Below are 12,417 nucleotides of genomic sequence, written 5' to 3' on the forward strand. Positions count from 1 at the left end.
CCTGGGTTTCAAGAGGTTGAGCTGCAAACACTGTTGTGGCGACACGCTGTGGGAGCAAGGCTTGCCCGCGATGAAGACGACGCGGTCTACCTGGAACCGAGGCGCCTGCATCGCGAGCAAGCTTTGCTCCCACAACTTGCTCGCATCAATAGATGCCGACCGTTCCTGAATCAACCCAACGCCGCAATGGCATCCACCGACTCACGAATCAACGCCGGCCCCTTATAGATAAAGCCCGAATAAATCTGCACCAGGCTCGCCCCGGCGGTGATCTTCTCGGCGGCGTGGCGGCCTTCGGTAATCCCGCCCGCGGCGATAATCGGCAAGCGCCCCGCCAATTCAGCGGCCAGCACCTTCACGGTGTGGGTGCTCTTGTCACGTACTGGCGCGCCAGACAAGCCGCCCGCCTCGTCACCGTGTTCCAGCCCTTCGACACCTTCGCGACCCAGGGTCGTGTTGGTGGCGATTACTGCGTCCATGCCCGTCTCGATCAGGGCCTGGGCCACCTGGGTGGTCTCTTCGTCGGTCATGTCCGGGGCGATCTTGATCGCCAGCGGCACGTGCCGGCCGTGAATCAACGCCAGTTCTGCGCGCCGCCGGGCCAGGTCGGCCAGCAGTTGCTTGAGCGAATCACCGAACTGCAGGCTGCGCAGCCCCGGGGTGTTGGGGGAGCTGACGTTGACGGTCACGTAGCTGGCGTGGGCGTAGACCTTGTCCAGGCAGATCAGGTAGTCGTCGACGGCGCGCTCCACCGGCGTGTCGAAATTCTTGCCAATGTTGATGCCCAGCACGCCCTTGTACTTGGCCGCGGCCACACGGGCCAACAGATGATCGACGCCCAGGTTGTTGAACCCCATGCGGTTGATGATCGCCTCGGCTTGCGGCAGGCGGAAAAGCCGTGGCTTGGGGTTGCCCGGCTGCGGTCGGGGGGTGACGGTGCCGATTTCCACGAAACCGAAACCCAACTGGGCGAACCCGTCGATGGCCGCGCCATTCTTGTCCAGGCCCGCCGCCAACCCGACCGGGTTGGGGAATTCCAGGCCCATGACCGTCACCGGCAATTTTGCCGGGGCCTTGCACAACAAACCGTTTAGGCCGAGGCGTCCGCCCGCGCCGATCAAGTCCAGGGACAGGTCGTGGGAAGTTTCCGGGGAGAGTTTGAACAGCAGTTCACGGGCCAGGGTGTACATGGGCGGCTTTGACTCGGGCGACGAAATGAGGCGGCGATTATAGCCGGGCAACGGCGGCTCAAGCGAGGCGCCCGCACAAAACGATAGCGCTGGCATATGCCTTGCACCCTTTTGGTCATCAGCGCCCATGCCAACGACGGAATGAGTGCCACACTGTTTTAAGGGACAACGGCGTCGTCGTCCGGCCTCCTGGGCCCGGACACGGCGCTTTTTTATGTGGAAGGTGATACCGATGAATGAAGTTCCAGCCAACCCCCTGGCCTGGGTCAACGGCAGCGATGCCCCGGAAAAGAGCGCGGTCAACCTCGGTTTCATGGCCTTGAGCGACTGTGCCCCGCTCGTCGTGGCCGCCACCCAGGGCTTCGCCCAACCCTACGGCCTGACCCTGAACCTCAAGCGCCAGGCCTCCTGGGCCAACCTGCGCGACAAGCTGGTCAGCGGCGAAATCGATGCCGCCCACAGCCTGTATGGGTTGATCTACGCGGTGCACCTGGGCATCGGCGGGGTCGCGGCGAGTGACATGGCCGTGCTGATGGGGCTGAACCAGAACGGCCAGAGCATCAACCTGTCCCATGGCTTGCAGGCCCAGGGCGTGACCAGTCCTGAAGCACTGGAACAACACGTGCACCAAACTCGCCCGAAACTGACCTTCGCCCAGACCTTCCCCACCGGCACCCACGCCATGTGGCTCTATTACTGGCTCGCCGCCCAGGGCATCCACCCGTTGTCGGATGTCGACAGCGTGGTCGTGCCTCCGCCGCAAATGATCGCGCACCTGCAAGCCGGGCGTATCGACGGGTTTTGCGTCGGCGAGCCCTGGTGCGCCAGCGCGGTGAAGCAGAACCTCGGTTTCACCCTGGCGACCACCCAGACCATCTGGCCCGATCACCCGGAAAAAGTCCTGGGTTGCACCCGCGCGTTCGTCGAGCAATACCCCAATACCGCCCGGGCCCTGGTGATGGCGATCCTCGAAGCCAGCCGCTTCATCGAACAAAGCAGCGAAAACCGTCGCAGTACCGCGCAACTGTTGACTGCGCCTGAATACCTCGACGCCCCGCTGGACTGCATCGAGCCGCGCCTGCTGGGGATTTATGCCGACGGCTTGGGCAATAGCTGGCAGGATCCCCACGCCATGCGCTTTCATGGCAACGGCGAGGTGAACCTGCCGTACCTGTCGGACGGCATGTGGTTCATGACCCAGTTCCGCCGCTGGGGCCTGCTGCGCGAAGACCCGGATTACCTGGCCGTGGCCCAGGACGTCCAGCAACTCAAGCTGTACCGCGAAGCCTGCGCGGCATTGGACATCGCGTCCCCGCGCCAGGACATGCGCAGCAGCCAACTGATCGACGGCATCACCTGGGACGGCTCGGATCCGGCCGGGTACGCCCGCAGCTTCAAACTGCACGCCTTGAGCGATGCGGCTCCCCTTCTCGCCAGCCGCTGACAGGAGCCACGACCATGCTGCGTATCCTGCTGATCAACGACACCGCGAAAAAAGTCGGTCGCCTCAAGGCCGCCCTGATTGAAGCCGGGTTCGAAGTCATCGACGAATCCGGCCTGACCATCGACCTGCCAGCGCGCGTCGAAACGGTGCGTCCGGACGTGATCCTGATCGATACCGAGTCACCCGGGCGCGATGTGATGGAGCAAGTGGTGCTGGTCAGTCGCGACCAGCCACGACCGATCGTCATGTTTACCGACGAGCACGACCCCAATGTGATGCGCCAGGCGATCAAGTCGGGCGTCAGCGCCTACATCGTCGAAGGCATCCATGCCGCGCGCCTGCAACCGATCCTCGACGTGGCCATGGCCCGCTTCGAAAGCGACCAGGCCCTGCGCGCCCAGCTCCTGGCCCGGGACCAGCAATTGGCTGAGCGCAAGCGCATCGAACTGGCCAAGGGCATGCTGATGAAGATGAAGGAATGCAACGAGGAACAGGCCTACACCCTGATGCGCCGCCAGGCCATGAGCCGCCAGCAGAAGCTGATCCAGGTGGCGGAGCAGATCATTGCCATGAATGAGCTGCTGGGCTGAAAGCCTTGTAGCGCCTGCCTCGCCCCCTACTAATGATCGTTCCCACGCTCTGCGTGGGAATGCCGCCAGGGACGCTCCGCGTTCCGCTTCACAAGGTGACGCAGAGCGTCACGGGATGCATTCCCACGCAGAGCGTAGGAACGATCATGACAGACCTGGCACAGATATCGCTTAAGCAAACCCACAGGTAACCAACGGCGGTTGCCCCACCTACGACAAAGACGTCGCACACCCTTCTTGCCTCTCTGGCGATCCGGGTTGCGGCGTTTTTTTGTTTTGGCCCTTCGGGACCGGTGGTGCGACCACAGACGGCGCACTGCTCAAAGCACTGACTCATTTCTCGAGACTTTTACAGCTGAGGTGCGCGATGAATTCAAGCTTCTGGAAATCCGGCCATACCCCGACCCTGTTCGCGGCCTTCCTCTACTTCGACCTGAGCTTCATGGTCTGGTACCTGCTCGGCCCACTGGCGGTACAGATCTCCGCTGACCTGCACCTGACCACCCAGCAACGCGGCCTGATGGTCGCGACGCCGATCCTGGCTGGCGCCGTGCTGCGTTTGTTCATGGGCCTGCTGGCCGACCGGATCTCGCCAAAAACCGCCGGCATGGTGGGCCAGGTGATCGTGATCAGCGCGCTGTTCTGCGCCTGGAAACTGGGTATCCACAGCTACGAACAAGCCCTGCTGCTCGGCCTGTTCCTGGGTGTGGCCGGTGCTTCGTTCGCCGTGGCCCTGCCGCTGGCGTCCCAGTGGTATCCGCCACAGCATCAAGGCAAGGCCATGGGCATTGCCGGTGCTGGTAACTCGGGCACCGTGCTCGCTGCGTTGATCGCACCGGTCATGGCCGTGGCCTTCGGCTGGACCAACGTGTTCGGCTTCGCGCTGATCCCGCTGGTGCTGACCCTGGTGCTTTTCGCCTGGCTGGCCAAGAACGCCCCCGAGCGGCCAAAAGCCAAATCCATGGCCGATTACCTCAAGGCCCTGGGCGACCGCGACAGCTGGTGGTTCATGTTCTTCTACAGCGTGACCTTCGGCGGCTTCATCGGCCTGGCCAGCGCCCTGCCCGGCTACTTCAACGACCAATATGGCCTGAGCCCGGTCACCGCCGGCTACTACACCGCCGCCTGCGTCTTCGGTGGCAGCCTGATGCGTCCATTGGGCGGCGCCCTGGCGGACCGTTTCGGCGGCATCCGCACCTTGCTGGGCATGTACACCGTGGCGGCCGTCTGCATCGCCGCAGTGGGCTTCAACCTGCCGAGCTCCTACGCGGCCCTGGCGCTGTTCGTCTGCACCATGCTCGGTTTGGGTGCGGGCAACGGTGCGGTGTTCCAACTGGTACCACAACGCTTCCGTCGCGAGATCGGCGTGATGACCGGGCTGATCGGCATGGCCGGCGGCATCGGCGGCTTCGCCCTGGCGGCGGGCATGGGCGCGATCAAGCAAAGCACCGGCAGCTATCAACTGGCGCTGTGGTTGTTCGCCAGCCTCGGTGTCCTGGCCTGGTTCGGCCTGCACGGCGTCAAGCGTCGCTGGAGAACCACTTGGGGTTCGGCAGCTGTCACCGCTGCTCGGGTATAAGCTGCAACCATGAGCCTGCAACTGAGTTTCGCCGAAGCCAGTGCCATCGGCCCGCGGGAGGAAAACCAGGACGCCCTGCGCCTGGTCACCCCCGCCCCAGCCCTGGCCGCCAGCAAGGGTTACCTGTTCGCCATCGCCGACGGCGTGAGCCAATGCGCCGACGGCGGGCTGGCCGCCCGTTCGACCTTGCAGGCGCTGGCCCTGGACTACTACTCCACGCCGCAAACCTGGGGCGTGGCCCAGGCGCTGGACCGGCTGTTGCTGGCGCAGAATCGCTGGCTGCAAGCCAACGGTGGCGGGCAACCGCTGCTCACCACCGTCAGCGCCCTGGTCCTGCGGGGCCGGCGCTTCACCCTCGCGCATGTCGGCGATTGCCGAGTCTACCGCTGGCACGCCGACCACCTGCAACGGGTCAGTGAGGATCACGTCTGGGAACAGCAAGGCATGCAGCATGTGCTCAAGCGCGCCCTGGGCCTGGATCAACACCTGATCCTCGACTTTCTCGACGGCGAGCTGCGCACCGACGAAACCTTCGTGCTGCTCAGCGACGGCGTCTGGGCGGTCCTGGGGGATACGGCCATCGCCGGTATCCTGCGCGACCAGCCGGACCTGGACCTGGCCGCGCAGACGCTGGTCAACGCCGCGCACCTGGCCGGTAGCCAGGACAACGCCAGCGCCTTGCTGGTGCGGGTCGATGCGGTGGGCGAAGCCAGCATCGGCGATGCCCTGATCCAGCTGCAGCAATGGCCCCTGCCACCTGCGCTGAAACCGGGCCAGGTGTTCGAGGGCTGGCAGATCGAAAGCCTGCTCGGCCACAGCCAGCAATCGTTGCTCTACCGGGTACGCGACGGCCAGGGCCAACCCTGGCTGCTGAAAACCCTGCCCGTGCATCTACGGGACGACAGCCGGGCCGGACAGGCCCTGCTTTCGGAAGAATGGTTTCTCAAGCGCGTCGCCGGGCGGCAGTTTCCCGAGGTCCATGGCGTTCCCCAGCGTCAGCATTTGTACTACGTGATGCGGGAATATCCGGGTGCGACCCTGGCCGAGCTGTTCAACCAGGGCGGGCCGCTACCTCTGGCCCAGTGGTTGGACCTGGCGCAACGGCTGGTGCGGGCGGTGGGCCTGTTGCATCGAAGGCAGATCTACCACCGCGACATCAAGCCGGAAAACCTGCACCAGGGCGACGACGGGGAATTGCGCCTGCTGGATTTCGGCCTGGCGTACTGCCCGGGCCTGTCCGAGGACCAGGCCAACGTCTTGCCCGGCACCCCCAGCTACATTGCCCCGGAAGCCTTCGGCGGCACCGCGCCAACGGCGCAACAGGATTTGTATGCCGTCGGCGTGACCTTGTATTTCCTGCTGACCGGGCACTATCCCTACGGCGAAATCGAAGCCTTCCAGCGCCCGCGCTTTGGCGTGCCGGTCAGTGCCAGCCGCTATCGGCCGGACCTGCCCGAATGGCTCGGGCAAAGCCTGGAACGCGCCGCCGCGGCGGATCCGGAGCAGCGTTTTGAAACCGCCGAGGAATGGTTGTTGCTGCTGGAACAGGGCGAGCGCCGCAGCTTGAGCGTCAGGCCCAGGCCGCTGCTGGAAAGAGAACCGCTGAAGGTCTGGCGGACGTTGGCGCTGGTGTCGCTGGTGGTGAATCTGGTGCTGCTGTTTCTAGTGTTTCATGGCTGAGATCCGGTCGCGCCCATCGCGAGCAAGCTTTGCTGCCACAGGGGACCTGCTCCCACAGGGAATTTGCTGCCACAGGGGATCTGCTGTGGGAGCAAAGCTTGCTCGCGATGGCGGCCTGCCTGCCACTACCAAGCTGCCGGCTGCCACGCTCCATTACCGGGCAACACGCTTTGATTCGGTGCAATAAATCCCTCCCCAATCCGCTCCACCAGCCCGCCACTCAATAAATCCGTGCCTTCGCGCCAGTTGGCACAACCACTGCATAATCCCTTTCAACAGACATAAGGCAACGCCTCCAACGATGAAGGCGGTGCTTCCCGAGAGAACGGGACCAGGACAAAGGCGTCCTCGCTAGCTTGCTAGCGGGACGCCTTTTTTTGTTTTCGTAAAAATGACCGAGCCAGTCCGATCGCCGTGATAAAGCGGACCTGAGCTTGCGGAGAACCCTGATGAAAAAACTCAAACTGGTGATGATCGGCAACGGCATGGCCGGGGTTCGAACCCTCGAGGAACTGCTCAAGCTGAGCAACGAGCTGTACGACATCACGGTGTTCGGCGCCGAGCCCCACACCAACTATAACCGCATCCTGCTCTCGCCGGTGCTGGCCGGTGAGCAGACGTTCGAAGAGATCGTGCTCAACGACCTGAGCTGGTACCTGGACAACAACATCAAGCTGCTGCTCAACCGCAAAGTGGTGGAAATCGACCGGGTCAAACGCCGGGTCATCGCCGAAGACGGCAGCGAAGCCGAGTACGACCGCTTGCTGATCGCCACCGGCTCCACACCCTTCATCCTGCCGATTCCTGGCAACACCCTGGAAGGCGTGATCGGTTACCGCGACATCGCCGACACCCAGGCGATGATCAACACCGCCAAGACCCACAAGCACGCCGTGGTGATCGGTGGCGGCCTGCTCGGCCTGGAAGCCGCCAACGGCTTGAAGCTGCGGGGCATGGACGTGACTGTGGTGCACCTGGGCGAATGGCTGCTGGAACGGCAACTGGACAAGACCAGCGGCCAACTGCTGCAGACCGCCCTGGAAAACCGTGGCCTGAAATTCCGCCTCAGCGAGCAGACCCAGGCCTTGCACGATGCCGGCAATGGCCGGGTCGGCTCGGTCCAGTTCAAGAACGGCGACATCATCCCCGCCGACCTGGTGGTGATGGCCGCCGGCATCCGTCCCAATACCGAACTGGCGGAAAAATCCGGCATCCCGTGCAACCGCGGGATCCTGGTCAACGACACGATGCAAACCTACGACCCGCGCATCTACGCCATTGGTGAATGCGCCAGCCACCGTGGCACCGCCTACGGCCTGGTGGCGCCGTTGTTCGAACAGGCCAAGGTCTGCGCCAACCACCTCGCGCAACTGGGCTTCGCCACTTACAAGGGTTCGGTCACCTCGACCAAGTTGAAGGTCACCGGCATCGACCTGTTCTCCGCCGGGGACTTCATGGGCGGCGAAGGCACCGAGACCATCACCCTTTCCGACCCCATCGGCGGCGTCTACAAAAAGCTGGTGATCAAGGATGACGTGCTGGTCGGTGCCTGCCTGTACGGCGATACGGCGGATGGCGGCTGGTATTTCCGCCAGATCCGTGAGAACCATGGCATCAGCGAGATCCGCGATCACTTGATGTTCGGTGAAAACGCCTTGGGCGACGTAGGCCACCAGGGCCAGGACAAAGCCATGAGCATGGCCGACAGCGCCGAAGTCTGCGGCTGCAACGGCGTGTGCAAGGGCACCATCGTCAAGGCGATCCAGGAGCACGGGCTGTTCAGCGTCGATGACGTGAAAAAACACACCAAAGCCGCCAGTTCCTGCGGTTCCTGCGCCGGCCTGGTGGAGCAGATCCTGATCAACACCGTCGGCGGTGCGGCGGACGTCAAGCCGAAAAGCGAAAAAGCCATCTGCGGTTGCAGCGACCTCAACCACGGCCAGATCCGCCAGGCGATCCGCGACCAGCACCTGCTGACCATCGCCGGGGCCATGAGCTACCTGAACTGGCGCACCCCCAACGGCTGCGCCACCTGCCGCCCGGCGTTGAACTACTACCTGATTTCCACCTGGCCCGGCGAAGCCCAGGACGACCCACAGTCGCGCCTGATCAACGAACGCGCCCACGCCAACATCCAGAAAGACGGCACCTATTCCGTGGTCCCGCGGATGTGGGGTGGCGTGACCAACCCTTCGGAACTGCGGCGCATCGCCGACGTGGCCGACAAATACAACGTGCCCATGGTCAAGGTCACCGGCGGTCAGCGCATCGATTTGCTGGGCATCAAGAAGCAGGACCTGCCCGGCGTCTGGAAAGACCTCGACATGCCGTCCGGCCACGCCTACGGCAAGTCCATCCGCACCGTGAAGACCTGCGTGGGCAGCGAGTTCTGCCGCTTCGGCACACAGAATTCCACCCAACTGGGTATCGAGCTGGAGCACGACCTGTTCAACATGTGGTCGCCGCACAAAGTGAAACTGGCCGTCTCCGGTTGCCCACGCAACTGTTCGGAAGCCGGCATCAAGGACGTCGGCATTATCGGTGTCGACTCCGGCTGGGAGATGTACATCGGCGGCAACGGTGGGATCAAGACCGAAGTCGCGGAGTTTTTCGTCAAGCTCAAGACCGCCGAAGAAGTGCGTGAATACAACGGTGCCTTCCTGCAGCTGTACCGCGAGGAAGCCTTCTACCTCGAACGCACCGTGCATTACATGCAGCGGGTCGGCATGGAGCACATCAAGAAAGCCGTGCTTGAAGATCCGGTTCGACGTAAGGCGCTCCATGAACGCCTGAAATTTTCCCTGTCGCTGGAACAAGACCCGTGGAAACAACGCCTGGAACAACCCCAGTTGAAGAAAGAGTTTGAGGTCATCCCCGTGAAAAACCTGGAGGTGCCGGCATGAACTGGCTGGATATCTGCGCACTGGAGGACATCAATATCCTGGGTTCGCGCATCATCAATGGCCCGAAAGGCGACATCGCGATTTTTCGTACCAGCGACGATGAAGTGTTCGCCCTCGATGACCGTTGCCCGCACAAGGGTGGCCCGTTGTCCCAAGGGTTGGTCTATGGCAAACGCGTGGCCTGCCCGCTGCACAACTGGCAGATCGACCTGGAAAGCGGTCAGGCCCAGGCCCCGGACGTAGGCTGCGCCCATCATCATTCGGCCCGGGTCGAAAACGGCCGGGTGCAGTTGGCCCTGCGGGACGCAAGCTGATGAACCGCCAGATCACTGCCTCGACCTGCTGTTATTGCGGGGTCGGTTGCGGCGTCCTGATCGAGCATGACGGCGAGCGCATCCTCGGCGTCAGCGGCGATCCCGCCCATCCGGCCAACTTTGGCAAACTGTGCAGCAAGGGCTCGACCCTGCACCTGACCGGCGACCTCGCCGCACGCGCGCTCTACCCCGAACTGCGCCTGGGCAAAGGACTGGCCCGGGCCCGCACCGACTGGGACAGCGCCCTGGATCACGCCGTCAGCGTCTTCGCCGAGACCATCACCGAGCACGGCCCGGACAGCGTGGCGTTCTACATCTCCGGCCAATTGCTGACCGAGGACTACTACGCCTTCAACAAGCTCGCCCGGGCATTGGTGGGCACCAATAATATCGACAGCAATTCGCGGCTGTGCATGTCCTCCGCCGTGGTGGGCTACAAGCGCAGCCTCGGCGCCGACGCCCCGCCCTGCAGCTACGAAGACCTGGAGTTGAGCGACTGCGTGATGATCGTCGGCAGTAACATGGCCTACGCCCATCCCATCCTCTTTCGCCGTCTCGAAGAGGCGAAATCCCGTCGACCGCAGATGAAAATCATCGTCATCGACCCCCGGCGCACCGACACTTGCGATCTGGCAGACCTGCACCTGGCGATCCTGCCGGGCACCGATGTCGCCTTGTTCCATGGGATTTTGCACCTGCTGCTGTGGGAAGACTGGATCGACCGCGACTTCATCAAGGCCCACACCGAAGGCCTGGCGGAGCTGAAAAACCTGGTGCGCGATTACACCCCGAGCATGGTCGCCCAGCTGTGCGGCATCAGTGTCGAACAACTGCATCAGTGCGCCGAATGGGTCGGCACCTCGCCAAGCTTCCTGTCGTTGTGGTGCATGGGTTTGAACCAGTCCACCGCCGGTAGCGCGAAAAACAGCGCCCTGATCAACCTGCACCTGGCCACCGGGCAGATCGGCCGTCCAGGTGCGGGGCCGTTCTCGCTGACCGGTCAACCCAACGCCATGGGCGGACGGGAAACCGGCAGCCTGTCGAACCTGCTGCCGGGCCATCGCGAAGCCGCCAACCCGGAACATCGTGCCGAAGTCGCCCACTACTGGGGCGTCGAGCAACTGCCCGCCACCGCTGGCTTGAGCGCCATCGAGCTGTTCGAGCAGGTTCGCAGCGGCAAGATCAAGGCCTTGTGGATCGCCTGTACCAACCCTGCCCAATCGATGCCGGACCAGACCGCGGTACGTGAAGCCCTGCAAGCCTGCCCGTTCGTGGTGTTGCAGGAAGCGTTCCGGACCACCGAAACCGCCGCGTTTGCCGACCTGCTGCTGCCAGCGGCCAGTTGGGGCGAGAAAGAAGGTTCGGTGACCAACTCCGAACGGCGCATTTCCCACGTCCGCCGGGCCATCGGCGCACCGGGTGAAGCACGGCCGGACTGGGCAATCACGGTAGATTTCGCACAACGCCTGGAAAAACACCTGCGCCCGAGCCAACCCAGCCTGTTCGCCTTTGAAAGCCCGGCCCAACTCTTCGATGAATACAAACAGCTGACCCGTGGCCGCGACCTGGACTTGTCCGGCATCAGCCATGCCCTGATCGACCAACTCGGCCCTCAGCAATGGCCTTTCCCGGACGGCGCCACGGTCGGGACGGCGCGCCTGTACGTGGACGGAATTTTTCCTACTGACAGCGGCCGGGCGCGGTTTGTGACCGACCCCTATCGCGTCGCCAAGGAACTGCGTGACGCCCGCTACCCGTTGACCCTGAACACCGGCCGCCTGCGGGACCAATGGCACGGCATGAGCCGTACCGGTACCGCCGCGCAGTTGTTTGGTCATGTGAACGAAGCGGTCCTCAGCCTGCACCCCGACGAACTGCAACGCCATCGCCTGCAAGCGGGCGACCTGGTCAGCCTCAAGAGCCGTCGCGGCAGCGTGATCGTGGCCGTGGACAGCGACGACAGCGTCCGGCCCGGCCAGGCGTTCCTGCCCATGCACTGGGGCGACCGGTTCCTCAAGGGCGGCGTGAATACCCTGACGCAACCGGCCTTCGATCCCTTGTCGAAACAACCGGAACTCAAGCACAGCGGCGTACGCCTGGAACCGGTAAACCTGCCTTGGCAGCTTTTCGCCTTGATCGAAGGCGATGTTCAACAGCATCTGGAGGCCCTGCGCCCCCTGTGCGAGGCGTTTTCCTACGTCAGCCTGAGCCTGACTGGCCGTGAGCGTCCCGCGCTGCTGATTCGCGCTGCCAGCGCTGTCGCCCCCGAACCGCAACTGCTCCAGGCCATTGATGAACAATTGGGCCTGATCGATGGGCCGGTGCTGGCCTACGACGATCCGCGTCGCTCCATCGGTAAGCGGGTGCGCATCGAAAACGGCCGCATCACCGCCATTCGCCTGGCCGGCGAAACTCTGGCCCGGCACTGGTTGCAGAACCTGTGGCTGGAAGGTCGTGCCGATGAACAACTGCGGCGCTGGCTGCTGGCGCCTTTGAGCGCGCCGCCGGGCAATGTCGGCGCCGCAACGGGTGGCAGTAAAACGCTGTGCAACTGCATGAACGTCAGCCAGCGTGCGATCTGCGCAGGCATTGAACGCGGCCTGGACTTGCAGGGGCTCAAACAGGAGCTGGGCTGTGGCACGCAATGCGGCTCCTGCGTACCGGAAATCAAGCGCCTGCTGGTTGCCACTGCGCAACCGCTGGCGGCTATCTCGTGA

At 63.6% G+C, this 12,417-nt stretch carries 8 protein-coding genes; 7 read left to right on the forward strand and 1 reads right to left on the reverse strand.

The features are described from left to right. Positions 1–170 precede the first annotated feature (170 nt). A complete protein-coding gene (locus AB4O22_RS17555; protein ID WP_003199543.1) occupies positions 171–1,190 on the reverse strand; it encodes a quinone-dependent dihydroorotate dehydrogenase in 1,020 nt (339 codons plus the stop codon). A 232-nt stretch (positions 1,191–1,422) separates the two neighbouring features. On the opposite strand from AB4O22_RS17555, the gene AB4O22_RS17560 reads away from it, so the two are divergent. From AB4O22_RS17560 to AB4O22_RS17590, 7 genes are all read left to right on the forward strand, one after another. After that, positions 1,423–2,634, forward strand: a complete 1,212-nt coding sequence (locus AB4O22_RS17560) for a CmpA/NrtA family ABC transporter substrate-binding protein (protein ID WP_003199541.1) — start codon at positions 1,423–1,425, stop codon at positions 2,632–2,634. 14 nt (positions 2,635–2,648) lie between these two features. Continuing rightward, on the forward strand, positions 2,649–3,224 hold the full coding sequence (locus AB4O22_RS17565) for an ANTAR domain-containing response regulator (protein ID WP_003199539.1): 576 nt from the start codon (positions 2,649–2,651) through the stop codon (positions 3,222–3,224). Positions 3,225–3,591: 367 nt separating this feature from the next. Beyond that, a complete protein-coding gene (locus tag AB4O22_RS17570; RefSeq protein ID WP_003199537.1) occupies positions 3,592–4,803 on the forward strand; it encodes a nitrate/nitrite transporter in 1,212 nt (403 codons plus the stop codon). Between the two features lie 9 nt (positions 4,804–4,812). Continuing rightward, complete coding sequence (locus AB4O22_RS17575) at positions 4,813–6,483, forward strand: protein kinase domain-containing protein (RefSeq protein WP_460096841.1); 1,671 nt, start codon at positions 4,813–4,815, stop codon at positions 6,481–6,483. A 449-nt stretch (positions 6,484–6,932) separates the two neighbouring features. Further along, complete coding sequence (nirB, locus tag AB4O22_RS17580) at positions 6,933–9,386, forward strand: nitrite reductase large subunit NirB (RefSeq protein ID WP_003199533.1); 2,454 nt, start codon at positions 6,933–6,935, stop codon at positions 9,384–9,386. Continuing rightward, positions 9,383–9,700 carry a nitrite reductase small subunit NirD gene (gene nirD, locus AB4O22_RS17585; protein ID WP_003199531.1) on the forward strand — a complete coding sequence of 106 codons (318 nt, stop codon included), beginning with the start codon at positions 9,383–9,385 and terminating at the stop codon, positions 9,698–9,700. The genes nirB and nirD overlap by 4 nt, the downstream gene beginning before the upstream one ends. Continuing rightward, the gene (locus AB4O22_RS17590; protein ID WP_305443655.1) at positions 9,700–12,417 is read left to right on the forward strand and encodes a nitrate reductase; all 2,718 of its coding nucleotides are present in this window, start codon (positions 9,700–9,702) and stop codon (positions 12,415–12,417) included. The genes nirD and AB4O22_RS17590 overlap by 1 nt, the downstream gene beginning before the upstream one ends.

Source organism: Pseudomonas sp. S3_B11 (assembly GCF_054667715.1).

What these genes read in the sequence shown, in the direction of transcription:
- AB4O22_RS17555 (WP_003199543.1), bottom strand. Translation starts at nt 1,190, where the DNA reads ATGTACACCCTGGCCCGTGAACTGCTGTTCAAACTCTCCCCGGAAACT.
- AB4O22_RS17560 (WP_003199541.1), top strand. Translation starts at nt 1,423, where the DNA reads ATGAATGAAGTTCCAGCCAACCCCCTGGCCTGGGTCAACGGCAGCGAT.
- AB4O22_RS17565 (WP_003199539.1), top strand. Translation starts at nt 2,649, where the DNA reads ATGCTGCGTATCCTGCTGATCAACGACACCGCGAAAAAAGTCGGTCGC.
- AB4O22_RS17570 (WP_003199537.1), top strand. Translation starts at nt 3,592, where the DNA reads ATGAATTCAAGCTTCTGGAAATCCGGCCATACCCCGACCCTGTTCGCG.
- AB4O22_RS17575 (WP_460096841.1), top strand. Translation starts at nt 4,813, where the DNA reads ATGAGCCTGCAACTGAGTTTCGCCGAAGCCAGTGCCATCGGCCCGCGG.
- nirB (WP_003199533.1), top strand. Translation starts at nt 6,933, where the DNA reads ATGAAAAAACTCAAACTGGTGATGATCGGCAACGGCATGGCCGGGGTT.
- nirD (WP_003199531.1), top strand. Translation starts at nt 9,383, where the DNA reads ATGAACTGGCTGGATATCTGCGCACTGGAGGACATCAATATCCTGGGT.
- AB4O22_RS17590 (WP_305443655.1), top strand. Translation starts at nt 9,700, where the DNA reads ATGAACCGCCAGATCACTGCCTCGACCTGCTGTTATTGCGGGGTCGGT.